The sequence below is a fragment of the Actinomadura fulvescens genome (genome assembly GCF_039533225.1).
GTDB lineage: Bacteria > Actinomycetota > Actinomycetes > Streptosporangiales > Streptosporangiaceae > Spirillospora > Spirillospora fulvescens.
In genome coordinates, this window is the sequence record NZ_BAAATD010000007.1 from 407,689 (window position 1) to 434,340 (window position 26,652).

A 26,652-nucleotide genomic window follows, 5' to 3' on the forward strand; every position below is an offset into this window, starting at 1 on the left:
CGTCAGGGTGACGGCCACGAGGCTCGGACCAGCGCGAAGTCGGATTCGTCGAGGGCCTCACCCGTGGTGTCGAGATGGGTCGCGTAGTAGAGACCGGGAACGCCGAGGCGCGGCTGCTCCGGCACGTACTCGCGGAACGCGCGCCGCGACGGCATGGGCCAGCAGCCGGTGTCGAGGAGCCAGCCGTCGTCGGCGGCGCGGAACATCTCGGCGCGGAAGGTCATCTCAGCGAGGACCGAGTCCGGGTTCCGGGTGTAGGTGTCGCCGAACCGGATCATGTCCTGGACGCCCGCGAAGTAGGGGTGAGGTGACTGGCCGCTGATCAGTGCGTCGGGCTTGACCTCCTTGGCCGTCTCGTAGAGCAGCGCGTGCAGGTTCTTGAGCGCCTCGACGCCGAGAAGGCGCCCGCTTCCCTCCGGGAAGGCCAGGCCGTAGATCGCGGGCGTGGCGGACACGTAGTCGATCTTGAAGCCGTCGGCGTCGTAGCAGTCCGGCCCGGCGCCGAGGAGCCTGCGGACCTGCGCGCGGATCCGGTCGCGGACGGCCGGCAGGGTGATGTCGATCGCGAGCTTCTGGCCGGGTACGGGCATCCCGAACTTCTCCAGCCTGCCGGGCTCGTTGCGCAGCCCGTCCACCGGTGGCTCGTAGCGGACGCACTGCTCGGCGGGCACGCCCTCGGGGTCCCAGGCGCCCCACCACAGCAGCACCCGCTTGCCCCTGGCGTGCAAGCCGTCCACGAAGCCCCGCAGGTCGGGCCAGCGGCCGATGTCGACGTCCTTCAGGCCGCCGGCCATGAACCAGCGGATATCGATGATCACCGTGCCCCAGGGCACCCCGCGGGCGTCGATGCGTTCCAGGAAGTCCAGATAGGACGCCTGGGTGCACATCATGTAGGTGGCGTTGTCCTTGCGGCGCTCGCGCGGGCTGCGGATCCTGAACAGGTCGGCCTTGTAGCACTGGTGTCCCCAGCCGGAGAGGATGGGCGCGTCCCACCAGGCCGCTTGCTCGCGCCGGACGCTGGGTGCCGCTCCGGAACGGCGCAGCACGCCGACGTAGCCGCGCAGTGCCGCGTCGAGCGTCCTCCCCGGCACGAGGACGATGCTCGGAAGGTGCAGCGAGCCGTCGACCGTCCGGGCGCCCCAGCATTTGAGCGTGAGCCCGAACTCCTCGCCGCCCACGTACTCGTAGTCGGTGAACAGATGCTCCCCGGGCGCGGCGTGGACGCCCATGGCCAGCCATTCCCGCCCCTCGTCGGCCGCGACGGCGAAGCAGGTGAGCCCGGGGTTGACGATGAAATGCCCGCCGTGGTGCCCCATGTCCGTGGTCACGCTGACCACCGCGTACTCGTGCGGCCGGAAGTACTGCTTGGCGAAGCACGTCGGCTCAGGGCAGAACACGGTGCGGAAGGCGGCCGGCGAGCCGGTGGCGTACTCCTTGTGGGGCGTGCGGCCGCCGCCGCCCAGGTAGTACTTGAGCAGGTCGAAGTCGGGGCGGAAGCCGTGGTCGTCGATGCCCTCGAAGTAGTGGACGGTGTCGACGGTTCCGTGCCCGGCGACCTCGTAGTGGTACTCCAGGTGGCCGGCGTGGACGTCGAGGTGGAACCTCTTGTCCCAGAGGGTGCTCTTGGCCGTCCAGGTGACGCGTTCGAAGCGGTCGTGCCGCTCGATCGTGCGGTCGGTCAGCGAGACCGTCCTGTCGTACTCCGTCAGCGTGTCCAGGCCGGACGTCACGAGCAGCGGCTGGGTGAAGGTTTCCAGGTCCAGGTGGACGTAGGGGTCGTGTGGCGCGCCCAGCCGCAGCTGGAACGCGGCCCGCTCGATGCGCACGGCCTTCTCCTTAGCTCGGCCCGCCGGGCCATCCGCGCGGGGTCGGTCAGGTCGGTCGGGGTCGGTCGGGGTTGGTCGGTTGGCCTGGGTTGGTCGGTTGGGCTGGGTTAGTCGAGGGTGTAGCCGAGGGCATGGGCGGTGGTGCAGTGCGTCCGGACGAGATCGCGGACTTCCGGCGCGTCCCCGCCCCGCGGACGGCGCAGCCGTACCAGACCAGGGGCCAGCTCGACGCCGAGGAACCCGGCCACCTCATCGACTAGCGCGTCCGGCTCGGAGTACCAGCGCTCGTGCCGCACCGGTAAGACGTTCCGGCGGCCGAGGTGGCGCAGTATCTCGGCGTTCACCGCGTCGTACAGCTTGACCCGGCGGACGGCCGTGTCGGGGTGTTCGGCTAGCCGGGCGTTGAGGGCGCGGTTGAACGCGGTGTCGTAGTCGTAGCCCTCGCGCAAGGTGGGGCTGGAGTATTCGAAGGAGTGCACCACTTCGTACGGATGCCGCAGACAGACCAGAAACTTGGTGTCCGGCAGAAGAGGGAGGTAGCGCCAGAACGCCGGCCACTTCACGCCCAGCAGGTGCCCGTCGTCCACCATGACGCGTACCGGACGCTCGCCGTCCTCGGTCCAGCGCACCTCATGCTCGGCGAGGAGGTGCGGCACGTCCAGCCGGCCGCGGCCGAGCCGTCCCGTACGCAGTTCCCGGCGCAGCGAGCCGAACAGGGTGGCGGGAGGCATCCGCATGCCGTCCCAGGGCTCGGAGCAGACCACGACGCGAGGCGGCTGCCACAGCGTGGCCGCGAGCAGGGTCGTCCCGGTCTTCGGGCATCCGCAGATGACGAAGTCGCGCGGCCCCGGGGGCGGCAGTGGGCGAGGCAGAGTCTCTGGGGCGAGGGGTAGCCCGGCGAGGAACTCCGTCCGGCCGCTCACCGGCGCGAGTACCGGACGTCGTCCACGACGATCTCGTCGATGCCTCGCAGCTCGCAGTAGGCGACGAGCTCGGACATGGTGTTGACGAAGCCGCGGCCCTGGAAGTTCAGGGAGGTGTTGCACAGGACCCCGTAGCCGGTCGTCCGCCGGAACTCCGTGAGCAGCCGGTGCAACGCCGGCTCCTGCGCGGCCCGCACCGACTGGACGCGCGCGGAGCCGTCCACGTGGGTGACGGCGGGAAGCGCGGAGGTGCGGACGGGGCTGACGTACAGCATGTAGGGATCCTCGATCGCGTCGTCGAACCATTCGTGGAGTTCCTCGTGGCGGCAGCAGGGGCCGACGGGCCGGTAGTCCTCGCGGCCCTTGATCCGGTTGAGCACGTCGCGGCTGCGGGCGTCGAACGGCGCGGCGAGCAGCGACCGGTGCCCGAGCGCCCGCGGACCGATCTCGTAACGCCCCCGGACCCAGGCCACCACGGCGCCGGCGGCGAGCGCCCGGGCGACCTCTCCGTGGACGAGGCGCCGCGTCCGCCACCGTTCGGCCGACGGCTCGACGTCATGGTGGAAGGCGTCACCGGCGTAGACGTCCCATTCCAGGCGGCACGGGTCACCGAAGAACACCGCGGCGTCCATCGCCGTGCCTATCGCCGACCCGGAGTCGTTCGCGCAGGGTGGAACGAAGACGTCGCTGAACAGGCCCGATTCGCGCCATCGCCGGTTCCACTCGCAGTTGAGGCCGCAGCCACCGGAGATCACGAGCGGAAGGCCCCTCGGCAGCTCCCGTACCGCGGCCTCGTGGTAGATCGCGAAGATCCGATCGGTCAGGTAGCGCGCGGCGGCGTGTGTCACGGGGGTGTGGACGCCGGCGTTGTAGAGGCGGCTGCCGCGGAAGGCGCCCTTGTTGAACGGCGGCACCTCGATCCGCAGCAGTTCCTCGACGGCCCCCCGTTCGCGGGGGTCCAGGTCCTCGGTCGCGTAGGCCGCCAGTGCCATGAGCTTCCCGGCGAAGGCCGGGTCGAACTCGGTACCGTGGTCGGGATAACCCTCGTCGGCGAGCGCGAAGAGCGCGGCGTACCTGGCGCCCGGCCGGTCGAGCACCTTGACGGGGATGATGTCCGCGCCGTGGTCGCGCCACAGGTAGAACGCCCCGATCCTGCCCTCCCAGACCAGGACGGCGCAGTCACGGAGGGGCGCGCCGGGCGCCATCGACACGGCCGTCAGGATGTGCGAGCGCTCGTGCGTGGAGGTGAACATCGTGACCGGCTCACCGAACAGGCGTCCTTCCCGGACCGTCCCGGGACGCAGGCCGTAATAGCCCGCCCCGATCTCCGCGCGCAGGCCCGGCAGCGGCTTGTGCCAGCCGCCTGTGGCGATCACGTCCGGAAAGCCGGGAGCCAGTTCCAGGGCCCGGGTGATGGTGCGCTCGGTCACCGGGGCGTAGCGGGGGAAGGAGTCCTTCTCGCCCTCAAGGGAGAACACCAGTCTGCCGTCGTCGACGTAGGCGATGGCCCCGTCGTGGCCGGGTTTGAGTGCCAGCACCCTCATGGCCGTTCACCCGCGCCGTCGTCCATGTCCCGCCTTCCTGTGCCGTCAGCGCCCCGCGAGGAGTTCCACGATCGGTGCGAAGGCCTCCATGTCCTGGTCCGGCACGACGTAGTAGGAGATCCCGTACCGGTCGCGCCGCTCGCGCATCTGTTCGGCGACGTCCTCCTCGGTGCCGAAGAACAACGAGGGCATGTCGAGCACCAGGTCCGTGGCGGAGGCGCCCCATCCGCGTTCGGCCGCGAGCCGTTCGGCCGCTACGCGGCGGTCCGTGACAAGGTGCACCGTGGCCGGAAGGCACAGCTCGATGTCGGCGAACCGGCCGCCGGCCGCCTCCCTCACCCGGGCGACCTTGCGCGCCACCCCGTCCGCCGACCGCTCGCGCGGATCGTTCGACAGCGTGCCGTCGGCCAGCGCGGGCGCCGCGATCGCGACGATGTCGGCCTCGCGGCCCGCGAGGGCCAGCATCCGGGGACTTCCGGCGCCCACCAGCAAGGGCGGGCGGGGGCGCTGCACCGGGCACGGGAAGTTCCGCAGGCCGTCGATCGTGTAATGCCGCCCCGCGAAAGACGTGCGGTCGCCCGACAGGAGCCCGCGGAGCACCGCGATCGCCTCCTCCAGCCGTTCCACCCGCACCCCGGCGCGGTCGAACGGGATACCGGCCTCGGCGTACTCGGAGCGCATCCACCCGGCGCCCAGGCCGAGCTCGAACCGGCCTTCCGACAGCACGTCCAGGGTCGCCGCCTCCTTGGCCAGGACGGCGGGATGACGGTGGTCGTTGTCGAGGACGAGGGTGCCGACACGCAGCCTCCGCGTCGCGCACGCCGCGGCCATGAGGGCGGTCAGGGGCGCCAGGCTCCTGCCCAGGGAGCCGGCCGAGAGATGGTCGCGCATCAGGAGCGTCGAGTATCCGAGCTCCTCGGCTCTGCGCGCGCCGGCGGCGAGCCGCGCCGCGGTGTGCAGGTCTCTGGCGATCACACCGAAGCGGAACCGCCGTCCGCCTGCCGCGTCGTTGACCCCGGCCGGGCCGGTCATGTGGCGGGCGGAGCGTGGAGCGACCCCTCCCACAGAACGGGGCAGAACTCGGGATCGGCATAGTCCGGGTGCCCCTCGGGAGTCTTTCTGACGAGCACGTCATGGTTGTAGGTGAGCGAGCGCCCGTCGGCCAGGCGATGTTCACGCCAGCGGTTGTCGCGGTCCTGCAGGTGGAGGCCGACCGACATGCGCGGCCGTGAGCTGTAGTTGGGGCCGCTGCCGTGGTAGAGGCGGCAGTGGTGGAACGTCATGTGGCCCTTGGGAATGTGGACGGGGATCTTGTGCACTTCGGCGCCGCCGGCCCGCGCGCCGTCCTTGAGCATCTGTTCCAGGGCAGCGTGATCGCGTTCGCTGAAGTGCCTGCTGCCGTCGTCGTTGGGGGAGTAGGGCCACCTGTGGCTGCCGTCGACCATCGTGAGCGTGCCCATTTCCTCCGGGCAGTCGTGCAGGGGTACGAAGGCGGTCAGCAGTTCGCCGGAGGTGTGGTTCTGCCAGTAGTCCTTGTCCAGGTGCCAGGGCACTGTGCCGGTCGGCTCCTCGGGGAGGGGCGGCTTGTACCAGAGCGTGCTGTTCAGCAACCTGATCTGGGTGGTCCGGGCGAGCCGCGCGGCGACGGCTCCGATGATCGGCGTGATCAGGATGCGGGCGATGGTGGCGCTCTCGTAACAGATGTAGTCGTTGTTGCGGAAGACGTCACCGTGGGCGGGCTCCCAATAGGTGAGGTTGGGAGGGCGGCGAGGCAGTGTGCGATCGCGGTGGCCCGCCCAGAACGCGGTGGCCGCCTCCGCCAATTCGTCCACTTCGCCATCGGAGAGCAGTCGCTTTGACAGATACCAGCCATGCTCACGATAGAAGGCGACATCGCGTTCGCCCGGCAGTAGTCGTTCGTCCTCGGCACTCAACTTCATGGCCTTGTTCTCGGACGCCGGCACGAACGCCATAATCAGCCTCCCCAGTAGTTCTGTGTTTCGGTATGACCGAATAGATTCCGGTACCACGGGTAAGGTTGTTTAGGACACGGTCAAATACGGTAATTAACTCTGTGAAGTCTATCTTTGGCATGCTCATCAGTCCATGTGGCTTGCGTGTGAGTGTCCGCTGCCGGACATGCCGGTTGTCCCTCTCTGAGGCCACTTGCCCCTGTCATGGCGATGTGTAGACTCCAGCGATTACAGCGACCAAAGCGATGAAGGGCGAATCGCCGTGAGTGGCAAAGATTCCCCTGCGCTCCTCACGCAGGAGGAGCGCGTCCACTGGGACTCCAACGGATACCTGCAGATCAAGTCGGTCTTGACCGACGCTGAGGTGATGGAGTTGAGGGAGGCGGTCGACGGACTGAGCAGCCACTTCTCCCGGCTGCCGATATCCGAGCGCAGGCGCTATCTCGGATTGTCCGGCAACCAGCGCGACCTGATGGTCAAGCAGGCCATTTCCTTCACGCCGGCGATTGATCGTCTACTCGACCACCCCGGCGTCTTCGGGCGGCTCCTGGGGTTGATGGGCCCCTACCTGCAGGTCGTCGGCACCGAAGCGTTCGTACGTTATCCGCACCCCGGCGCGCTGCTGCGCCTGCACACCGACGGAGGCCCGGGGTTCCGCCGCTTCCTGCCGCACGCGGACGAGCCGGTGCTCCAGCTCAAGGTGCAGTTCTTCCTGACGGACGTGGCCGGCCCCGACTCGGGCAACATGGTCGTCGTGCCCGGGAGTCACCGGCGCCGGTTCCCCGACGGCGGGCCCGACGCGGCGGCAGGTCCCCGCCGGCAGATCCTCGCCGCCGCCGGCGACGCGCTAGTCTTCCCCTGGTCGCTGTGGCACGCCGTGGCGCCGAACCTGTCGGGCCAGATCAGGCGAAGTGTGATCATCCGGTATGCCCAGCTGTGGTGCCGCCCGCAGGATTACGCGCGGCTCGACGACGAAACGCTCAGCCGCATGTCGCCGCGGCGCAGGTTGCTGCTCGGCGTCCTTCCTGGAAACGACGGTCAGTACGACGACCTGTATCGCTATTACCTACCGCCTTCTGGTGAGCACGTTCGCGTCATGTACGGAGCTGAATGGTCTGACTCCGTGGAAGCCGCCGAGTACGCGGCCACCGAGGCCGCGGTGCGCAGCGGCTACTCCGCGAAAACTCGCGGAGGCAGCGGTCTTCGCTGACGCGCGCCCGCGGAACACGCCCCATGCCCCCGCACCCTCTATGAGGCAACGAAATGGTCGTGCGATTTTCGGAGGAAGTCAGGCCGCTGCTCGACGGCGCCAACTACGGACACCTGTGCACGCTGATGCCGGACGGCTCGCCACAAAGCACCGTCGTCTGGGTGGAACGCGTCGCCGACCGTGTCCGTATCAACATGGCCAAGGGGCGCGTCAAATACCACAACGTGCTGCGCGATCCCAGGGTCGCGCTGAGCGTGCGCGACCGTGACGATCCGTCGACCTATGTGCAGATCCGTGGCATCGGGCGGCTGATCGAAGACGGTGCGGTAGAGCATGTGCACCGGCTCTCCCGTAAGTACGTCGGCAGAGACTATTCGGATATCGACACCGACCCGCCACGAATCATCTTGGAGATAACCCCGCTCAGCGTTCACTACCACCACCATGACTGACTTCCTGCGGCACCGCCTTCGCCATGCGCGCCTTGACTCCGGGAGAGTGCTCGGGGGCGGGGTGAGCCCGCATCTGACGCGTGGACGCTCGGCCGGGCTGACCGAGAGCCGCCATCTCGTTCTCAAGAGGTTGATGGCCTCGCGGGCACGGACGCGGGGACGCGAGTTCCTGGACGCCGGCACCGACTCCACCTACCCGTTCTTCGACGGTTATGGCCCTACGGAGTCCGCGCTGGACGCGATGACCGCCTCGGCCGCCGCCGCGCGCAACTATCCCTCCTCGTTCGGGCTCCTGGAGCTCCGCGAGGCGATGGCCGGGCTGCTGGCCAGGCAGTTCGGCGTCGAGGTCGACCACCGGACCGAGCTGATGATCACCAATGGGGCGTCGCAGGCGTTCGACGCGCTGTCGCGCAGCTATGCCGGCGAGTACGTTCTGCTGCCCGAGCTGGCGCTCAGCACGGTCGAGAGCATCAGCGTCGGCAACGGGGCCGCCCCGGTGCGCGTGCCGCTGGGCCCGGACCACCGGCTTGATCCGGCGGCGCTGGAGGAGACCATCGACCGGCTGGGTGAGCACCGGCTGCGGTTCCTGTACCTCAACTCTCCCGCCAATCCGACCGGCGTCGTCTACGGGCGCGGTGAGCTGAGCCGGATCGTGCAGATCGCCAGGGCGCACCGGGTCCTGGTCATTCACGATCACGACAGCTGGTTCACGACGCACCAGGGGCACCGGTCGGTCAGCATCCTGGAGATACCCGGCGCGCAGGAGATCGCCGTGGCGGTCCTGTCGCTCTCCAAGGAACTGGGGCTGCCGGGTCTCCGGGTCGGCGCGGTGGCCGGATGCGCCGAGGTGGTCAACACCCTGCGCGTCCACAACTCCCTGTTCAGCGTGATGATTCCTGAGTTCTGCCAGCGCGCCGCCTCGGAGGCGTTGCGGCGGTTCCGCCCTGACGCGGCCCGGGAACGGCTGCAGAAGGAGATCGGGAGCTCGCTGCGGGTCGCGCTGCAGGGGCTGCGCGAGCTGGGCTGGCCCGAGCAGGCGGTGCTGCCGCCCAGCGCCGGCTACAAGTTCCTGTTCCGGCCCCCGCCCAGCTTCTCTTTCACCGGAGATCCCAGCGGTGTGGAGCTGTTCGACTTCCTGCTGGCCCGCGACGCCTCCGTCAAGCTCTCCACCTCCCGCTCCTTCAACCACGAGGACCAGGGATGGATGCGCATCATCCTCATGCAGACCGAACAGAGGATGAAGGAACTGTTCTCCCGGCTCCACGAGATCGGCGTCAGCTACACCATGCCGATGCCCGCAGGGCTGGTCGACGACTACCGCACCGTCATGTCCGGGCACGACCTCTCGAATCTGTAAAGGAGCGCCAGCATGCCGGTGCACCCTCCCGCGGCCGACCAACTGCGGCAGATCGCCGAGCGATGCGGTCTCAGTCTGTCCGAGGAGGACCTCTCGGCGTACCGGAACCTGATCCTCGATCTGCTGCCCGCGTACACCCAGGTCGAACGCATGGCCGCGCCCCGTCCAGCCACCAGCCGTCCCCGCACCCCCGGCCACCGGCCCGCGCCTGAGACGAACCCCTTGAACGCCTGGTACTGGCGGTGCTCCCTGCGAGGCGCGGACGACGGTCCGCTCGCCGGGCGGACGGTGGCGATCAAGGACAGTGTCGCCGTGGCCGGAGTCCCGATGGCCAACGGGTCACACCTCCTCGAAGGACACGTTCCGGACTTCGACGCCACGCTCGTCACCCGGGTGCTCGACGCCGGCGGGCACATCGTCGGCAAGGCCGCGGGGGAGGACCTCGGGTTCTCGGGCGGCAGCCACACCTGCCACACCGGTCCCATCCGTAACCCCTGGAATCTGGCCCGTTCGGTCGGCGGCTCCTCCGGCGGCAGCGCGGCGCTGGTGGCGCACAGGGACGTGGACCTGGCCGTCGGCGGCGACCAGGGTGGATCGCTGCGCGAGCCGGCCTCCTGGTGCGGCATCGTCGGCCTCAAGGGCACCTACGGGCTGGTGCCCTACACGGGCGTCTTCCCATTGGAGATCACCCTGGACCACATCGGCCCGATGGGACGGGACGTCGCCGGGGTGGCCGCGCTCCTGGAGGCCATCGCCGGTACCGACGGGTTCGACCCGCGCCAGCCGCCCGGCCTGGTCGCTGAGCCCTACACCCGCTCTCTCGCCGAGCCGCTGGGCCAATGCCGCGTGCTGATGGTCGACGAGGGTTTCGGCTGGCCCGCGGCCTCGCAGGACGCCGTCGACGAGGCGGTGCGGGACGCGGCGTACCTGCTGGAGAAGGCAGGCGCGTCCGTCGAGCGGGTCTCGATTCCACCGCACCGCAGCGGATACGACATCTGGACCGCGATCGCCTACGAAGGCGCCGCCCAGCACATGTTGCGCGGCGGCACCTGCGGTACGAACTGGAAAGGGTATTACGACACAGCGCTACTGGGACGGTTCACCGGTGCGCTCCGTACGCGGCCGCAGGATCTGCCCAGTACCGTCAAGCTGCTGTGGCTGATGGGCGAGTACCTCACTGAGCACTACCACGGGCGCTATTACGCGCTCGCACAAAACCTGGTCCCCGTGCTCGCTCGCGCCTATGACGACGCACTTGCCGAAGCGGACGTGCTGGCCATGCCCACCGTTCCGATGACGGCCACCACGATCCCTCCGCCCGACGCCTCCCTCGAAGAATCCATGGCCGCCACCATGCGCATGGGCGTGAACACCGCCCCGTTCTCCGTCACCGGGCATCCGGCGGTCACCGTGCCCTGCGGCGTCTGTGACGGGCTGCCGGTCGGGCTGATGCTCGTCGGCAAACGCTGGGACGACGCCCGCGTCCTGCGGGTGGCCCGCGCCTTCGAGGAGCGTGTCGGCGGCTTCCCGACGCCGCCCGCCCCGATCTCCGACACCGCCCGCCCCTGAATCCGACACACCGCCCCTGAATCTGGCACACGAGGCGACCATGGACCCCGAGCAAGCCCAGCGGCGCGACGACCCCTTCGGCCGGCAAATGCTGGATTACCTGGAAGACTGCCACACCTGGGAGATCATCGAACGGGATGACGGCCATGTGAGCCTGGGATCGGGACCGGCGCGGTTCTTCGCGCCCTACGACGAGTGGTGTCAGGCGGAACGCGAAGCCATCAAGCTCGCCCATGGCCGGGTCGTCGACATCGGATGCGGTGCCGGCAGGCACTCCCTCTACCTGCAGGCGCAGGGCATCGACGTGATGGGAATCGACGCCTCGCCCGGAGCCGTGGAAGTGTGCGAGATTCGCGGGTTGCGCGAGGTGCGGCAGCTGTCTCTGGAAGGTCTGGACGACCGGTTCGGAAGATTCGACACGGCCCTCCTGCTCGGCCTGAGCTCCGGCTACCTCGGCACTCCCAAGGGCGTGGTCGCTTCGCTCCAGCGGCTCCACACGCTCACCACACAGTCCGGGGTGATCCTGCTGGGGAACGGCGGAGCGGACGATGTCATGGACGACGAGTCCAGCAGGGCGTACCTGCGCCGCAACATCAACGCCGGACGCTACGCGGGCTATCGCCGGATGCGCATCCGTTACCGCGGGCACACCACCGAGTGGTTCGACTTCCTGCGGCTGACGCTCCCGGAAGTAGAGGAACTCCTCAGCGAAACGGGATGGGAGATCGACCGCCTGTTCCAAGAGCGTGCGTCCTACTACGTGTGCGCCCTGCGCAAACGCGGCCCGAACGGCAATCGATGAGCACGCCGCTGACGGGCCAGGTGGCGCTGGTCACCGGCGCGGGCCGGGGGATCGGACGAGCCTGCGCGCTGCACCTGGCCCGCCTGGGCGCCCGCGTCGCGGTGTCGGACCTGAACCTGAACTCCGCGGCCGAGTTCGGCGAGAAACTGTCCGCGCCCACAGTCGTCGACGAGTGCCTCGCCTACGGCACCGAGGCGACCGGTATCGAGGCCGATCTGACGATGCGGAACGAGGCCGAAGACGCCGTCAGGACGACCGTCGCCGTCCTCGGCGGCCTGGACATCCTGGTCAACTGCGCCGGTGGCACCGCGGCTTCGCCCGGCAACGCACCGCAAGACGAAGGCGGCTCACAGCCCTTGGACACTCGCGCCTCCCGGATGCCCGAAGACCATTACCGGCAGCAGTTGAGCGGCAATCTCACCACGACGGTGTTCACGTGCCAGGCCGCGGCCGCCGTCATGCGAGAGCGCGGGCGCGGGCGCATCGTCAACATCAGCTCGCAGGCGGCGACCCGGGTTCACCCGTCGGGAAGGCTCGCGGCATACAGCATCGCCAAAGCCGCCACCAGCCACTACACCCGGGTTCTCGCCGCCGAGCTGGGCCCTGACGGCATCAGGGTCAACGCCATCGCGCCGGGCTTCATCGTCACCCACCGCACCGTCGTCCAGCTCGGAAGCGGCTTCGAATCGTGGCGCGACGCGACCGCGGCGCACGTTCCGCTCCGCCGTATCGGCACTCCCGAAGACGTCGCCAAAGTCACCGAATTCCTGGTGAGCGAGCAATCCGCCTACATCACCGGGCAGGTCATCACCGTCTGCGGAGGAGGGTCACTGTCCGGAGTCGACCGAGCTTGAGGCGCGCCGGTCGGCTGTCCGGAGGTCCGGTTCGTTGCGGGCCGGCGGGCCGGCGGCTCCTTCCACGGACACAGCGGCTCCTTCCACGGACACATGGGGGAGGAGCCGGTCAATCGCCTTGGGCAGGTACCAGTTCCACTTCCCGAACAACTGCATGACCGCCGGGACGAGGATCGTGCGTACCACCAGGGCGTCGAGCAGGATGGCCACGGCCACGCCGAGGCCGAACTCGGCGATGGTGCGCATGCCGGCGAACACGAACGCCATGAACACACAGATCATGATGATCGCGGCGGCGGTGATGATCTGCCCGGTGGCCGCCTGCCCGCGCCGGACGGCGAGGTCGTTGTCACCGGTGTGCAGCCATTCCTCGTGGATACGGCTGACCAGGAACACCTCGTAGTCCATCGAGAGCCCGAACAGCACCGCCAGCATCATCGCGGGCAGGAACGACTCCACCGGACCGGCCGAGCCCGCGTCCAGCGCCTCCGAACCCCAGCCCCACTGGAACACCGCGACCACGACGCCGAACCCGGCACCGGTCGACAGCAGGTTCATCACCGCCGCGGTGAGCGGCACGACCAGGCTGCGGAACGCGAGCATGAGCAGCAGGCACCCGAGCAGGACGACGATCGTGACGAACAGCGGCATCTTCGCGCCGACCACGGACGCGAAATCCTTGAAGACGGCGGTCTGGCCGCCCACGTACACGGTGAGTCCGTGCTTCTCGTAGCCGGGAATCACGTGGTCGCGGAGCGTATCGATGAGGTCGGACGTCTGCTCGGAGTCCGGCGACGTCGTGGGCGTGACCTGCAGCGTTCTCACCGTCGCGCCGGGAACGGCCGGCCCGGCCTGTACCGACGCCACTCCCGGGACGTTCTTCAGGGCCTGCTCCAGCCGGGCCAGGCCGGCCGCGGCCTGCGCGGACGGCGCCTTCGCCACGAGCTGCAGCGGGCCGTTGTGACCGGGGCCGAACCCTTCGGCAAGCAGATCGTAGGCCTTGCGCGTCGTGGTGTCGGCCGGGTTGTTGCCCGCGTCGGAGGAGCCGAGGCGCATCGAGAAGAACGGGATCGTCAGCACCACCATGATGAACGTCGCGACGAACGTCAGCGATACCGGCCGCCTCTGCACAAACTCCGCCCAGCGGGCCCATCCGTCCGATGAATTGACGGCCCTCGGCCCTTCACGCCGGAGCCGGGCGCGCTGGCGCCGGCTGAGCACCCGCGTCCCCAGCACCCCGAACAGGGCCGGCAGCAGGGTCGCGGCGACGGCGACGGCGAACGCCACCATGATCGCCGCCGACAGCGCGATGCCGGACAGTACCCCGACCCCGAGAACGAGCAGGCCGAGCATCGCGACCGCGACCGTACCGCCGGCGAACACCACCGCCCGGCCCGAGGTGTTCATGGCCACCACGGCGGCCTCCTCCGGCACGAGCCCGGCGCGGATGCCGTTGCGGTAGCGGGCGACGACGAACAGGGCGTAGTCGATGCCGACGCCCAGGCCGACGAACGCGGCGATGATCGGGGCAGTGGTGCCGATGTTCATCGCGTGGGTGAGCAGATCGATGCAGAAGAGCGCGCTGCCGAGGGCGAGCACGGCGGCGACGAGCGGGATGGCCGTCGCCAGCAGCGACGCGAACGCGAACAGCATGACGATCGCCGCGGCCACGATGCCGACCAGTTCGGCGGTCGACGTCGAGGGCTTGTCGAGCCGGCCGATCGCCGCCCCGCCGAACTCCACCCGCAGCGTGTCGCTGCGCAACGTCGAGCCGACGTCCACGACCTTCTGGATGTTCGCGGTGTCAAGGCTCTGACTCTGCGTGGTGAACGTGACCGTCGCGTACGCGGTCCGCCTGTCAGGACTGATCTGCGCCGATCCCCGCCGGCTGAACGGACTGACCACCGCGCCGACCTCGGGCACCTTGGCGATCTGGGCCAGCGCGGCGTCGACGCCCGCCCGGACGGCCGGGTCGGTGACCGTGCCGCCCTCGGTGTGCAGCACGATCGTGTTCCTGTCGCCGGAGCTGCTCTGGAACTGCGTCGCCAGCAGTTCGGTGGCCTTGGACGATTCGGTTCCCGGCAGCGAGTACCTGTCCGAGAACGTCGAGCCGACCGAGAGAGCGGTGCCCCCGAGAGCCGCCAAGAGCAGCAGCCAGGCGCCGATGACAATGGAGCGGTGCCGGAAGCACCACCGGGCGAGCACGCTCATCAGGCTCCTCACAGGCTGGATTTCGCTCAGCAAGCCTGCCGTCGAGGGGACCTGAGGTCGTCAGGCTGCGGGATGGAACCGGGCGTCAGACCAGAGATGTAGCGCGCGGCCACGTACAGCCGGAGATGTACGCGGCCGGCGCGCCTGTGACCTGACGACCGCGCTTCTTCCCGTGGGTAGCCTGACGGGGTGTCCGGCACTGCCCTAACGCGACCGGTTCAGCGATTCGTCACCAGGCGACCCCACCCTCTGATCCTCCTGGACTTCGCTCTCGCCGCCCTGCTGTGCGTCGGCGTGCTCATGGCCGACGCCCGCAGCGGCGTCCACCACGCCGCCGCGGGCGAGTCCGCGCTACGGGCCGGAGGCATCGTCCTCGCCGCTCTCACCGTCGCTGCTCGCCGGCTCCATCCGCGCTGGTCGTTCGCCGTGGCGACGCTCTGCGCGTTCGTGGTCACAGCCGTCGGCGGCGCACCGCAGATATCGGTCTGCGTCGCCGTCACCGCCTACACCGCCGCCGAGGCGGGGGAGTACGTGTTCTGGTGGGCCCGCCCTGGCGCCGCCGGGCTGCTGACCGCCGCCGGGGTCGCCCTCGGACGTGCCGCCGCGAGCTGGCAGGCCGTGCTCGTCGCCGACGTCGCGATCATCTGCGTCGGATGGTTCGCCGGCCTCGCCGCCCGGGAACGCCGGAAACGGATCATCGCCACCGCCGAGCGGCAGACCGAACGCGAACGCCGGCACGCGGCCGCCGTCCACCAGGCCGCCCTCGACGAACGGCTGGTCATCGCCCGTGAACTGCACGACATCGTCGCGCACTCGATGAGCGTCATCGCCGTACGCGCCGGTGTCGCGCGCATGGTCATGAACAACGATCCGGCGCAGGCGGAGGAAACCCTCGGCATCGTCGAGACCACCACCCGCCAGGCGCTCCACGAGATGCGGCTGCTGGTCCAGGTGCTGCGTCACGAGAACGCCCTCGACCCCGCACTCGCTCCCACCCCTGGGCTGGCCGACATCGCCTCGCTGGCCGATCAGGTCCGTTCCGCCGGCGTCGACCTGCGCCTCGACGTCCGTGGCACGGCCCGCCCGCTCCCCACCGGAGTCGACCTGTCCGCTTATCGCATCGCCCAGGAGGCCCTTACCAATGTCGTGCGCCACGCCGGGCCGGTCCAGGCGACCCTCCGCATCGAATACCGCACCGAGGACGTGGTCATCGACGTTACCGACAGCGGCCCCTCCGGGCCGCGCCGACCAGCGATCCACGAGCCGCACGCCGCCGGTCACGGGCTGATCGGCATGCGCGAGCGAGCGGCGTTGTACGGCGGATACCTGCGAGCCGGCCGCCATGGCGGCGGTTTCCAGGTGCGGGCCCTGCTCCGTACGGACGACACGGGAGACCGGTCATGACGATCCGGGTGGTCATAGCCGATGACCAGGTGCTCGTGCGGGCCGGCTTCAGCGTCCTCGTCAACGCCGCGACGGACATGGACGTCGTCGCCGAAGTCGGCACCGGCCCGGACGCCGTCGCGGCCGGGCGGCGGCATCTGCCCGACGTCATCCTGATGGACATCCGGATGCCCGCCATGGACGGCATCGAGGCGACCCGGCAGCTCCTTGGCGACCCGGCGACGACCTCCATCCGGATCCTCATGCTGACCACCTTCGACCTCGACAGTTACGTTTTCGGTGCTCTCAAGGCCGGCGCCAGCGGGTTTCTCCTCAAGGACACCCCGCCGGAGCTGCTGCTGGCCGGCATCCGTACCGTCGCCGCCGGTGACGCTCTCCTCGCTCCGAGCGTGACCCGGCGTCTCATCCGCGACTTCGTGAACCGCCCCGCCACCGACCATCGGGCCTTGCCCGCTCTGCTCGATTCCCTGACGGCACGGGAGAAGGAGATCCTCCTCCACGTCGCCTCGGGCCAGTCGAACACCGACATCGCCGGACAGCTCGACATCAGCATCGCCACGGTCAAGACCCACGTCAGCCGCCTGCTGACCAAGCTCGACGCGCACGACCGCGCCCAGCTCGTCGTCATCGCCTACGAGACCGGACTCATCCAGCCGAGTTCGAGGGGGCAGCCCGCGGACCGCCATGGCCAATGATCCGAGATCGTTCGCTCAGGGAGTTTCCACCATGACGATGTTCGGCGAGGAACGCCTGATGGTCGGAGCCATCGGCCGCAAGCCGTAGCCGTCCTCACGGCGGGCCGGAGGCTCGGGCGGCCGCATGCCAGTAACCGCCGATGGCCTCCTCCATTTGGCGGGCCGCGAACAGGGCGGCGTCCGCAGACTCGCCTTGCTCGAATCCTTCCTCGGCGACCAGCAGTGCCTGTTGTTCGAGATCGTCGGACTGGCCTCCGCCGTAATAGTTGAAGACCTCGTCCGGCGCCGCCAGCCCCGAGGATTTCAGCCGCCGCAGCATTTCGTCGCTGTCCGGGAAGTAGTTCACCATGTCCCAGTAGAGCGCGAGCGCGGCCTCGGACCGGTTGCCGAGCCAGGCGAGCCTGCCCCATAGCCCGGGAACTTCCCAGGCGAGAGCGTCGGCCGGCCACCGTGCCAAGGATTCCTCGGTCAGGCCCAGCGCATGGATGGCGCGACGCAACTTGGGGCGAGCCCGGTTGATGAGCCTGACCATGTCTCCCATGAACTCGACATTTCGTTGCGTTGGAAAGCGGGCCATCAAGGTCGCGAAGGCCGTGATTTCCGCGGGATGGCACTTGCGGGTGACACCCACCAGCCCGCGGACTCCGGCCATCGTGAGCGTCCCCTCGGCGAGTCGTTCCAGGAACACGTTGGGGACCGGCTCCTTGGCGGCCATTTCCCGAAGCCTCTCGACGACCGCGCCGGCTCGTGGAGTGGTGGTGAAGTCGGTGAACATTCACCCTCCGAACGTGATCGATAGTCGTGTGGTATTCCAGTGTCCTGGTCGCGACTTACCGGGCGCTGACAACATTCTGACAAATAACTGACTCGTCAATATATCTTGGTTCTCTGGCTGTTATCGACCCTTTCTCGGGTATGACCCGCCTGGTTCAGTGCACCCGGATGCGAAGGAGCTGTCCCCGTGGGATGGGATGTCTTTCTCGCGGACCTCGCCGGTTCGGACGACACGCGCTCGCAACCTGGAAAGGTCGAGGTCCCTGTCGCGATGGAGCGGGACCCGTCCGCACGAGGCCACGACCTTCTGACCGGCTTTGCCGCGCTGTTGTGCTGGTGCGGCGCGGAGGGAACGGCGACTCTCCTCGTGGAGACGACCGTCGCGTCAGGCGGTGAGCAGCGGTTCGTGCGACTCCCCGTGGAAGCCGGCACGCCGCTCGGCGATCTTCGCCGCCTCGCTGCCCGGGACTGCCCGCCTCGGCGGCACGCGATGGTGGCGCGCCTCCTGCCGGCCGGTTCTCCGCCGGCGCGGCCCGGCGGGACGCCCTCGCTTTACTTGCGAGAAGAAGAGGCTCACGACGGGCGGGCCGGTCAGGTGCACCTGGGAGTCGAAGGCGCCCGCCCCGACCAGCGCCGCCTCCAGGAACTGGCGGATCGGCTGGGAGCGTTCACGCACTTGGCGCGGACGTCGAACGGTGCGCTCGGTGACCTGGACCCTTTCTCCGCCGGCCAACGCGCGGGGACGCCGAACCGCTGGAACCGCCCCCTCGCCTCCTGGCCGCCGGTCACCGTCCCAGAGTTGATAGCCCAGCACGCCGAGAGCCACCCCACCGCCCCGGCTCTCACCCATCGAGGCCGGTCCATGGACTACCGCACCCTCTGGCGGTCCGCGGAGCGGCTGGCGCGGGGACTGGTCGAGAACGGGGTCGGCCCCGGTGACCGGGTCGCGTCTCTCCTGTCCACCGGACCCACCGGCGTCGTCGTTCTCCTCGGGACGCTGCTCGCGGGCGGCTGCCACGTACCGATCGACGTCCGGCTGCCCCGCGTCCGGGCGTCGTTCATCCTGAGGGACTGCGGGACGCGGCACGTGATCGGAGGGAAGGGGACCGCCGACCCCGGCGTCTTCGATGCCGGCGGCTCGGACGGACCTGTCCGGTTCCTGGACCTGGACGTCCTGGCCGGAGATTCTGCCGACGTCGAGCTTCCGCACGTCCGGACGACCGACCCCGCCTACATGGTCTACACCTCCGGGACCACCGGGCGGCCCAAGGGCATGACGGTCTCACACGAGAACCTGGTCAGTCTGCTGGCCAGCTCACGCTTCCCATATGACTTCTCCGATCGCGACGTATGGTGCCTGTTCCACTCCTACGCCTTCGACCTCTCGGTCTGGGAGATCCTCGGCTGCCTGGTCTACGGAGGCCGGCTGGTCGTCCCCGACCAGATCGAGATCGATGACGCCCGGCGGTTCCGCCGGCTCCTCGCCACGGAGGGCGTCACCGTTCTCAACCAGACCCCTTCGGCCTTCGCCCGCCTCATCGCCGTCGACGAAGCCGAGCCGCTCCCCTTGCCCCGCCTGCGCTATCTGATCTTCGGAGGCGAGCGTCTGGACCCCCGGTCGCTGCTCGGATGGCGCGCCCGGCATCCAGGAGTCCGGCTCGTCAACATGTACGGGATCTCAGAGGCGACGATCCACTCCACGTTCCACGAGCTCACCGACGAGGACCTGCGGCGCGAACGGAGCCCGATCGGGGAGCCCCTGCCCTCGGTCGTGCTGCACCTGATGGATCCCCGGACCGGCCGGCGGCCAGTGCCCGACGGCGCGCCCGGCGAGATCTGGCTGGGCGGCGGCGGTGTCGTCGCCGGCTACCACGGGCTGCCCGAGCTGACGAAGGAACGCTTTGTGACAGGACCGCTCGGCGACGGAACGTTTCTGCGCACAGGCGATCTCGCGCGGCGCGGCCGGGACGGTCAACTGGAGTACCTGCGCCGTATGGACGACCAGTTCCAGTGGCACGGCTACCGCATCGAGCCGACCGAGATCACCGGCGAGCTGCGGGGGCATCCGGAGGTCGCCGAGGCGGCCGCAATCCTGTCCGGCGGTGCCACCGGACGGATCGTCGCGTTCGTGGTGCCGGTCTCTGGAGCCCGGCCTTCACCGCAGGCTCTGCGCGGCCACCTCACCGAGCGGCTTCCCCACTACATGGTTCCGCACGTCATCCGGCTGCTGCCGGACTTGCCCTTGACGGGGAACGGCAAAGTGGATCTGGCGGCGCTGGCGGACCTGGAACACGAGGGAACCTCCGGTGGACCGGACCCGGCGGTGGAGTGCCCTCCGCTCTCGGCGACGCAGCAGCGGATCTTCACGGCGGACCGGCTGACGGCGGAGCGAGACGCCTACGCCGAGACCGCCGCGTGGCGGGTCACGGGTGACCCGCTGCACGTGCCGGCGTTGCGTTCGGCACTGGCCGAGCTGACCCGGCGTCATCCGATCTTGCGGACCTCCTTCGTTCTCGACGGCGGCCGCGCCTGCCAGCGAATCGGCCCCGCCTGGAACCCGCCGGTGGAGGTCGTGCCGGAAGCGCCGGATCCGGGGGACGGGCAGCGCGTCCTGGCGGCTGCCGCAGCCGCCGTCGACCTGGACACCGTGACCGGGCGCGTACTCGGCGCCGGGGTCCTGCGTTCGGCGGGAAACGACGATGTGCTGGTCATCCGCCAGCATCACCTGGTCACCGACGAACGGTCGGTAGACGTGCTCATGGCCGACCTCGACCGGTGCTACACCGCCGCCAGGCGAGGAGAGCCGCCACCTCCATGGAAGAGCCCGCAGTTCCACGATCTGCTCGCCGAGGACGGCGGCGGGGAGGTCCCGCGTGCCGAGGCGTTGCGCCGATACCGCGCGAGGCTGGCCGACGCCCCGGTCTCCGTCCTGCCCGCGCCGCCGTCCGTTCCCGAACCGGACGGTCTGCTGCCGGTGAAAGTGCCGCTGGAGAACGGGGAACTCGGCGCTGTCTGTCGTGCGCATGGCGCTACCCGGTTCACTCTGGAGGCCGCTGCTGTGGCGGCGGCCCTGCACCGCTGGCTCGGCCGGCGAGAGGTGACCTTCGGAGTCACCGTGGCCGGCCGTGGCTCCGCCGATCTCGACAACGTGATCGGGCCGCGGGTGGACCTCATGGTTCTGCGTTCGCGAATCGACGCCGGGACCACGACGGCGGCGCTCGTGCGCTCACTCCGGGACCAGGTCGCCCTCGCCTTCGGGGAAGGGCATGTCGCCTACGACACCCTGATCGAGGAACTGCGTCCCCGAAGGCTGCCTGGCATCGCCCCCTTCTGCGAGGTGCTGCTCAGCGCCGCCGGAGATCCGCAGCAGGTCATCGAGCTGGGCGGGCACCGGCTCCACCGGCTGCGGCTCCCGGCCACCGCCCGCCGCACCGGCCACCCCGTCATGATCACGGCGCACCCCTGCCGCGAGACCTTCGACTGCGACCTCGGCTACCAGGGCGATCGGCTCACCAGTGCGGACGCCGAGGCGCTGGCCGATCGCCTCGCCGAAGCGCTGACCCGCATCGTGCGCGGCGGTGAAGACGACCGCTTCGACATCACCCCCGGCACACGGAGCTCCACCGCACCTCCCGCCGCGCAGGCCACCGCGTCTCCTGCCACCTCCCTTGCCGAAACCGCTCGCGCGCTCGATGGCACAGGGAACGACGAGCTCGGTGATCGGATACTGCGGATCTGGCGCAAGGTCCTAGGGACCACACACGTCGGGATGGACGACAACTTCTTCGACCTGGGCGGAGACTCGGGCGCTCTCGTGCTCGTGCATACCGAACTGGAGGCGCAGTTCAGTTTCCCGGTGCCCGTGACCGACCTGTTCGCGTGCCCCACGGTCCGTTCGCTGGCCGACCGGCTCGCGACAGCTGGAACCGGGGAGGACTCCCGATGACCGTCCCCGTCGTTCCGGTCGCCGTCGTCGGCTTCGCGTGCCGCTTCCCCGGCGCGCCCGGCGCGGAAAGCTTCTGGCGCAATCTCCAGGAGGGGACCGACACCATCACCCGGGGACCGGCTGTCTCCGGCGCCGACGGAGCGCGCCGCGTCGCCGCCTACGGCGCTCTGGACGACACGTGCGACTTCGACTGGAGGTTCTTCGGCTACAACCGGGCCGATGCCGCACGGATCGACCCGCAGCAGCGCCTCTTCCTGCAGACCGCGTCCCAGGCCCTCGACCACGCGGCCATCGATCCGGCACGCGGGGAGCACGTCATCGCCGTGATCGCGGGATGCGATCCTCCCGCCCTCATCGCCGACCAGGACGAGACCGCCTGGGACAAAGATTTCCTGTGCAGCCGTGTCGCCTACAAGCTCAATCTGAACGGTCCTGCCCTGACGGTGCAGACGGCCTGTTCCACGTCCCTGGCCGCGGTCCATCTGGCCTGCCAGAGCCTCAGGGCCGGCGAATGCGATGTCGCCCTGGCCGGCGGGGTACGGGTCGCGCCAGACCCGACGGGCTACCGGCACGTCCAGGGCGGGGTGCTCTCCCCGGACGGATTCTGCCGGCCGTTCGACACCGCCGCGGCCGGGACGGTCCCCGCCGAGGGCATCGGGGTGGTGGTACTGCGGCTGCTCAACGACGCGCTGCGCGACGGGCACGACATCAGCGCCGTCATCCACGGCTCGGCCGTCAACAACGACGGTGCGGACCGGGTGGGCTTCACGGCCCCCTCGGTCGAGGGGCAGCGCGAGGTCATCAGCCGAGCCTGGAAGCTGTCCGGCGTCGGGCCGGGCGTCATCGGCCACGTCGAGGCCCACGGCACCGGTACCGCGCTGGGCGACGCCGTCGAGGTCGCGGCGCTCATCGAGGCGTTCGGCGGACAGACGTCCGGCGGACCTGACGGGGCCGGCCCGCTCTGCGGCCTCGGTTCGGTGAAGGGGAACATCGGCCACACCGGTGCCGCCAGCGGCGTGGCGTCGCTGATCAAGACAGTGCTGATGCTCCGGCACCGGACGCTCGTACCGACCGCGCACTTCACCGAACCCAATCCCCGGCTTCGGCTCGACCAGAGCCCGTTCTTCGTTCCTACCGAAAGCCGTCCCTGGCCACGTCCCCCGTACGCCGGGGTGACCTCCACCGGCATGGGAGGCACCAACGTGCATGTGGTGCTGAGCGGTCCGCCCCGTCACGAACAGGAGCCTCCCGGAAGGCACCGGACCGATCGCACATCGCCGGCCGGCCCGGGGCCGCGAGTGCTGTGCCTGTCGGCGCACACCTCCTCAGCCCTGCAACGGTACTGCCACGAGATGGGGGCGGCGCTCGGCGGCGCCGCGCCCTCGCTGGCGGACGTGGCGTGGACGCTGGCGGCAGGGCGGAGGGAGCATCCGGTGCGCCGGGCGGTGGTGGCACGGACCGTCGAGGAGGCGCGCCACCGGCTGGACCAGGCCGTCACGGCCGTCGAGGCCGCCGCGGACCCGGAACTCGTCCTGCTCTTCCCGGGGCAGGGGACCTGGCAGCCGGGGTTCGGACGCATCGCCCGACGCCTGCTCCCGGAGGTCGGGGCCGCCGCCGAGCATGCGCGGGAGTCCCTGCGCGAACGGTTCGGGCTCGACTTGGCGGAGCTGTCCGGTAAGGAGAACGACACCATCGCCCAGCAGGTGAACCTGTTCGTACTCGGCTACGGCCTGGCCCGTCAGATGCAGGCCTGGGGCTTCCGGCCGACCGCGGCCCTCGGGTCGAGCCTGGGCGAGTACACCGCCGTGACAGCGGCGGGGCTCTGGACCTTCGACGAAGGGCTCGACATCGTGGTCCACCGCGCGGCCGCCATGGCGGAGTGCCCCTCCGGCGGCATGCTGGCGGTGGACCTGCCGGCACACGCGCTGCAGGCCCTCGACCCGGAGCTGGCGGTCGCGATCCAGGACGTGGGCCGGACCGTGGTCTCCGGCACGCGCGAGGCCATCGCACGTTGTAGCGAGCGATTGCGCGCACGCGGAATCGCGGCGGTGCGCCTGTCGACGAACCTGCCTTTCCACTCACCGGTCATGCGCCGGACGGGACCGGCACTCGAACGGGCGGTAGGCGCGGTCGTCCCCGGACGGCCGGGTTTTCCGGTGCTGTCAAATCTGGAGGGCGGCGTGCTGGACGAGCGCCGTGCGGCCCAGCCGGACTACTGGGCCGACCAGTCGTGTCAGACCGTGCGGCTGGCCGACAACATCGGCCACCTGCTGTCCCAAGAACGACACACACTGTTCGCTGAGCTCGGACCCGGAACATCACTGCTGGGCGCGCTGTACCGACACCCCGCCTGGGGAACCCAAAGGCGTGGCGTTGCCTTGCTAGGACGAGACGCCAGGCGCGAAGAGCTAGGTGTGCTGGAGGCCGTGGGAACGCTATGGGAGCACGGCGGGAGAGTCGACGTGGCCGCCCTCCACGGTGACCGCGCACCTTGCCGTCTCCTGTTGCCCGGCCCGCCCTTTGACGCCCTGTCCTGCGAGGAGACCAGCGATCGTCCACCGGACGCGTCTGGTGGCAGGTCTCAAGACGCGCGCACGTCCACGAATCCGGAGGCGGACCCAGACCCGGACACCGGCCCGGCTCAGACGCTCGTGGCGATCTGGCGGGAGTCGCTCGGTACTGACTCGGTGTCCGAGGACGACGACTACTTCTCGCTCGGCGGCGATTCGCTGGGGCTGACGCGCCTGGTCGAGCGTGTCCGTGAACGCCTCGACGTGAACGTCCCGGTGAGCGAGCTCTCTGCCGACGCCCGCTTCGTCCGCCTGCGTGAGCTGGTCGACGACCTGAGGGAGGCGCCTCCTGCCCACCGGCCTGCCGCCACCCGCCGGATGTCCCGAGGCCCCGTGCTGCTACGGCGCGGCGGTGACACGCCATTGTTCTTCGTGCCCGCGCTGACCCGCGGACCCATGGCCTACCGGCGGCTCGCCGACGAACTGGAGCAGTGGACCTGCCACGGCCTCACTCCTCCCGGATCGGCCGACGCGGGGCGTCCGGCGACGGTGGAGGACCTCGCGGCGTACTACCGCGACGAACTGGCGCGCGCCGCGAGCGGTCCCTATCTGCTGGCGGGCTGGTCGCTGGGCGCCGTCGTGGCCCACGAGATGGCCAGGCAGGCGAACCCGGGACACCGCCCAGACCGTCTGCTGCTCATCGACGGCCACCCGTCCCCGCGCAGGGTTCCGGCGGCACTGTCGCCGGCTCACCTGGTGTCGGCGGTGCCGCAGTGGCGGGAACTCTCCGGGATCGCGCGCGGCGGTCGGCCCCGCAATCGGCAGGGCACGGACGGTGCCGCTCCCTTGGCGGAGGATCCCGCGACGGCCCGGGCGGCGCTGAGCGATCTGCGCGCGTCGCTGCGGCACCGCCCGGTGCCGGTGCCCGTCCCTGCCGTGGTCCTCCGTGCGGGCCTGTCACCGCGACGGTGCCGGAGGCTGGCCCGAGCCTTGGCGCGCCTGTATCCCGCGGGAGTCCAGGTCCGGTCGTGGGACGGAGACCATTGGTCCTTGCTCTCCCAGGCGGGCGCCGCGGAGATCGCCCGCCTGCTCCGCTCGGCCGTCTCGACCTCCGAGGAGACGGCGTGAACGTCGCGGAACGGGTGCTGCGACAGGCCGCGCGGACACCGGACCTGATCGCCGTGGAGGACGAGGACGGCGCGCTCAGCTACGCGCACCTCGTTCGCCAAGCGCGGCGCGGCGCAGGACTGCTGACCCGCGAGGGGCGCCCCGGCTCGCCGGTCGCCGTCCGGGTCCCTCGCGGACGGGACCTCATCGTCGCCGGGCTGGCGGCGATGCTGGCGGGCCGCCCCTACCTGCCCCTGGATCCGGCCGAGCCCGCCCGCCGGGCACGCGCCTTCCTGAAGACCGCGGCGATCGACACGGCGGTGGCCACCGACCTGGACAGCCCCGGGCTGTGCACGTTCGCGCCCGCCGAGCTGGAGGGCGCCCCGGCCGAGGCGACGGTCGCCTCCGAGGCGGCCTATGTCGTCCGCACCTCCGGGTCGACAGGCATCCCCAAGGGGGTCGTCGTCGGTCACGCCGGCCTCCTCAACCTTGTGGACTGGCACAACCGCACCTACGGCGTGGGGCCGGGGCTCCGGCACCTGCAGACCGCCAACGCCGGGTTCGACGCGGCGGTGTGGGAGATCTGGCCCTGCCTGTGCGCGGGCGCGACGGTCGTCGTCGCCCCGATCGAGGTACGGCTGTCGGCCGCCGAGATCGTCGACTACGCCCGCGCTCGAAGGATCAGCACGCTCTTCGCCCCGACGCCGGTCGCCGAAATGATCGTGGAGCTCGACAGCGATGACGCGATCACCTGGCGCACCCTGCTCACCGGTGGCGACGTGCTGCGGCTGCGGCGTCTGCCGCGCGGCTGGACGATCGTCAACCACTACGGCCCCGCCGAGGCGACCGTCTGCACGACCTGGCACCCTGTGACGGCACTGCCTCCCAACGGACGGCCCGCCATAGGACGGCCCATCGACGGCGTCCTGGTGGAGGTTTGCGACGACGATGGCGTGCCCGTCCCGCCAGGTGACACCGGCGAGATCCGGATCGGTGGGCGCGGTCTCGCGCTGGGCTACCTCCGCCGGCCCGAGGAGACCGCGCGCCTTTTCGGGCCGCTGCCGGGCCGCCCCGGCCGCTGGTACCGGACCAGCGACCTGGCCGTCTACGACGAGCGGGGCGACCTGCACTTCCGGGGCCGCGTGAGTGACGACCAGGTCCAGATCAGCGGAGTGCGCATCGAGACCGGAGAGGTCGAGGCGGCCCTGCTGCGCCACCCCCGGATCCGCCGGGCCGCGGTCGCACCGGTCGGCCCTCCCGGCTCCGCACGCGTCCTCGGTGCGCTCGTCGTCGCGGCAGGACCCGGACCGACCCCGGCGCAACTGCGGCAGGACCTGGCGGCGGATCTACCGCCGCCCGCGATCCCCACCCGCCTCGTTCCCGCCACCGTCATGCCGCTCACCCCCAACGGGAAGATCGATCGCGCGGCGGTCCGCCGCGCGCTTGAGGCCGCCGACCAGGCGGCACAGCCCGAGCCCCGCCGCTAGGACGACAG

19 protein-coding genes are annotated in these 26,652 nt (G+C 70.1%); 11 read left to right on the forward strand and 8 right to left on the reverse strand.

All coding sequences use genetic code 11. The annotated features are described in order from the left end of the window. Positions 1-2: 2 nt before the first annotated feature. The 5 genes from ABD333_RS26920 to ABD333_RS26940 all read right to left on the reverse strand — a co-directional run bounded on the left by ABD333_RS26920 (position 3) and on the right by ABD333_RS26940 (position 6,266). A complete protein-coding gene (locus ABD333_RS26920) occupies positions 3-1,826 on the reverse strand; it encodes a TIM-barrel domain-containing protein (protein ID WP_344545271.1) in 1,824 nt (607 codons plus the stop codon). Positions 1,827-1,933: 107 nt separating this feature from the next. After that, positions 1,934-2,749: a sulfotransferase gene (locus tag ABD333_RS26925; RefSeq protein WP_344545272.1), complete on the reverse strand. Its 816-nt coding sequence runs from the start codon at positions 2,747-2,749 to the stop codon at positions 1,934-1,936. Next, positions 2,746-4,293, reverse strand: a complete 1,548-nt coding sequence (locus ABD333_RS26930; protein ID WP_344545273.1) for a carbamoyltransferase C-terminal domain-containing protein — start codon at positions 4,291-4,293, stop codon at positions 2,746-2,748. The genes ABD333_RS26925 and ABD333_RS26930 overlap by 4 nt, the downstream gene beginning before the upstream one ends. A 45-nt stretch (positions 4,294-4,338) precedes the next feature. Next, positions 4,339-5,325, reverse strand: a complete 987-nt coding sequence (locus ABD333_RS26935) for a TIGR03621 family F420-dependent LLM class oxidoreductase (RefSeq protein ID WP_344545274.1) — start codon at positions 5,323-5,325, stop codon at positions 4,339-4,341. Further along, on the reverse strand, positions 5,322-6,266 hold the full coding sequence (locus ABD333_RS26940) for a phytanoyl-CoA dioxygenase family protein (protein ID WP_344545275.1): 945 nt from the start codon (positions 6,264-6,266) through the stop codon (positions 5,322-5,324). Before ABD333_RS26940 ends, ABD333_RS26935 begins: the two co-directional genes overlap by 4 nt. A 262-nt stretch (positions 6,267-6,528) precedes the next feature. On the opposite strand from ABD333_RS26940, the gene ABD333_RS26945 reads away from it, so the two are divergent. From ABD333_RS26945 to ABD333_RS26970, 6 genes are read left to right on the forward strand one after another with little or no spacing between them, the layout of a single operon-like run. Beyond that, positions 6,529-7,476 carry a phytanoyl-CoA dioxygenase family protein gene (locus tag ABD333_RS26945; RefSeq protein WP_344545410.1) on the forward strand — a complete coding sequence of 316 codons (948 nt, stop codon included), beginning with the start codon at positions 6,529-6,531 and terminating at the stop codon, positions 7,474-7,476. A 53-nt stretch (positions 7,477-7,529) separates the two neighbouring features. Beyond that, positions 7,530-7,928: a PPOX class F420-dependent oxidoreductase gene (locus ABD333_RS26950; RefSeq protein ID WP_344545276.1), complete on the forward strand. Its 399-nt coding sequence runs from the start codon at positions 7,530-7,532 to the stop codon at positions 7,926-7,928. Further along, the gene (locus ABD333_RS26955; protein WP_344545277.1) at positions 7,921-9,285 is read left to right on the forward strand and encodes a pyridoxal phosphate-dependent aminotransferase; all 1,365 of its coding nucleotides are present in this window, start codon (positions 7,921-7,923) and stop codon (positions 9,283-9,285) included. The genes ABD333_RS26950 and ABD333_RS26955 overlap by 8 nt, the downstream gene beginning before the upstream one ends. A 12-nt stretch (positions 9,286-9,297) precedes the next feature. Further along, the gene (locus ABD333_RS26960; RefSeq protein WP_344545278.1) at positions 9,298-10,854 is read left to right on the forward strand and encodes an amidase; all 1,557 of its coding nucleotides are present in this window, start codon (positions 9,298-9,300) and stop codon (positions 10,852-10,854) included. Positions 10,855-10,894: 40 nt separating this feature from the next. After that, positions 10,895-11,656 (forward strand): class I SAM-dependent methyltransferase, encoded by a 762-nt coding sequence (locus tag ABD333_RS26965; RefSeq protein WP_344545279.1) that lies wholly within the window; start codon positions 10,895-10,897, stop codon positions 11,654-11,656. Continuing rightward, the gene (locus tag ABD333_RS26970) at positions 11,653-12,510 is read left to right on the forward strand and encodes an SDR family NAD(P)-dependent oxidoreductase (protein ID WP_344545280.1); all 858 of its coding nucleotides are present in this window, start codon (positions 11,653-11,655) and stop codon (positions 12,508-12,510) included. The genes ABD333_RS26965 and ABD333_RS26970 overlap by 4 nt, the downstream gene beginning before the upstream one ends. On the opposite strand, the gene ABD333_RS26975 is transcribed toward ABD333_RS26970, so the two are convergent. After that, a complete protein-coding gene (locus tag ABD333_RS26975; protein WP_344545281.1) occupies positions 12,484-14,721 on the reverse strand; it encodes an MMPL family transporter in 2,238 nt (745 codons plus the stop codon). The two genes, ABD333_RS26970 and ABD333_RS26975, sit on opposite strands and share 27 nt — an antisense overlap. Before the next feature lie 189 nt (positions 14,722-14,910). Between ABD333_RS26975 and ABD333_RS26980 the strand changes: the two genes are divergently transcribed. Beyond that, positions 14,911-16,125, forward strand: coding sequence for a sensor histidine kinase (locus ABD333_RS26980; protein ID WP_344545282.1), 1,215 nt, complete (start codon positions 14,911-14,913; stop codon positions 16,123-16,125). Continuing rightward, positions 16,122-16,820: a response regulator gene (locus ABD333_RS26985; protein ID WP_344545283.1), complete on the forward strand. Its 699-nt coding sequence runs from the start codon at positions 16,122-16,124 to the stop codon at positions 16,818-16,820. Before ABD333_RS26980 ends, ABD333_RS26985 begins: the two co-directional genes overlap by 4 nt. A 94-nt stretch (positions 16,821-16,914) precedes the next feature. Here ABD333_RS26985 and ABD333_RS26990 read toward each other — a convergent pair whose 3' ends face one another. Further along, the gene (locus ABD333_RS26990) at positions 16,915-17,595 is read right to left on the reverse strand and encodes a hypothetical protein (protein ID WP_344545284.1); all 681 of its coding nucleotides are present in this window, start codon (positions 17,593-17,595) and stop codon (positions 16,915-16,917) included. A 384-nt stretch (positions 17,596-17,979) separates the two neighbouring features. Beyond that, positions 17,980-18,270 (reverse strand): hypothetical protein, encoded by a 291-nt coding sequence (locus ABD333_RS26995; RefSeq protein WP_344545417.1) that lies wholly within the window; start codon positions 18,268-18,270, stop codon positions 17,980-17,982. Between ABD333_RS26995 and ABD333_RS27000 the strand changes: the two genes are divergently transcribed. Genes ABD333_RS27000 through ABD333_RS27010 form a run of 3 tightly spaced genes read left to right on the forward strand, consistent with a single transcriptional unit; the run spans position 18,190 to position 26,644 of the window. Next, on the forward strand, positions 18,190-21,540 hold the full coding sequence (locus tag ABD333_RS27000; protein WP_344545411.1) for an amino acid adenylation domain-containing protein: 3,351 nt from the start codon (positions 18,190-18,192) through the stop codon (positions 21,538-21,540). The two genes, ABD333_RS26995 and ABD333_RS27000, sit on opposite strands and share 81 nt — an antisense overlap. Then, a complete protein-coding gene (locus ABD333_RS27005) occupies positions 21,537-25,178 on the forward strand; it encodes a type I polyketide synthase (protein ID WP_344545285.1) in 3,642 nt (1,213 codons plus the stop codon). The genes ABD333_RS27000 and ABD333_RS27005 overlap by 4 nt, the downstream gene beginning before the upstream one ends. Continuing rightward, complete coding sequence (locus ABD333_RS27010) at positions 25,175-26,644, forward strand: amino acid adenylation domain-containing protein (RefSeq protein ID WP_344545286.1); 1,470 nt, start codon at positions 25,175-25,177, stop codon at positions 26,642-26,644. Before ABD333_RS27005 ends, ABD333_RS27010 begins: the two co-directional genes overlap by 4 nt. Positions 26,645-26,652 lie beyond the last annotated feature (8 nt).

Excerpts from the sequence above, each read along its gene's own strand:
- ABD333_RS26955 (WP_344545277.1), top strand. The coding sequence starts at position 7,921 with ATGACTGACTTCCTGCGGCACCGCCTTCGCCATGCGCGCCTTGACTCC.
- ABD333_RS26950 (WP_344545276.1), top strand. The coding sequence starts at position 7,530 with ATGGTCGTGCGATTTTCGGAGGAAGTCAGGCCGCTGCTCGACGGCGCC.
- ABD333_RS26965 (WP_344545279.1), top strand. The coding sequence starts at position 10,895 with ATGGACCCCGAGCAAGCCCAGCGGCGCGACGACCCCTTCGGCCGGCAA.
- ABD333_RS26930 (WP_344545273.1), bottom strand. The coding sequence starts at position 4,293 with ATGAGGGTGCTGGCACTCAAACCCGGCCACGACGGGGCCATCGCCTAC.
- ABD333_RS26935 (WP_344545274.1), bottom strand. The coding sequence starts at position 5,325 with ATGACCGGCCCGGCCGGGGTCAACGACGCGGCAGGCGGACGGCGGTTC.
- ABD333_RS27005 (WP_344545285.1), top strand. The coding sequence starts at position 21,537 with ATGACCGTCCCCGTCGTTCCGGTCGCCGTCGTCGGCTTCGCGTGCCGC.
- ABD333_RS26960 (WP_344545278.1), top strand. The coding sequence starts at position 9,298 with ATGCCGGTGCACCCTCCCGCGGCCGACCAACTGCGGCAGATCGCCGAG.
- ABD333_RS26975 (WP_344545281.1), bottom strand. The coding sequence starts at position 14,721 with ATGAGCGTGCTCGCCCGGTGGTGCTTCCGGCACCGCTCCATTGTCATC.
- ABD333_RS26990 (WP_344545284.1), bottom strand. The coding sequence starts at position 17,595 with ATGTTCACCGACTTCACCACCACTCCACGAGCCGGCGCGGTCGTCGAG.
- ABD333_RS26940 (WP_344545275.1), bottom strand. The coding sequence starts at position 6,266 with ATGGCGTTCGTGCCGGCGTCCGAGAACAAGGCCATGAAGTTGAGTGCC.
- ABD333_RS26985 (WP_344545283.1), top strand. The coding sequence starts at position 16,122 with ATGACGATCCGGGTGGTCATAGCCGATGACCAGGTGCTCGTGCGGGCC.
- ABD333_RS26970 (WP_344545280.1), top strand. The coding sequence starts at position 11,653 with ATGAGCACGCCGCTGACGGGCCAGGTGGCGCTGGTCACCGGCGCGGGC.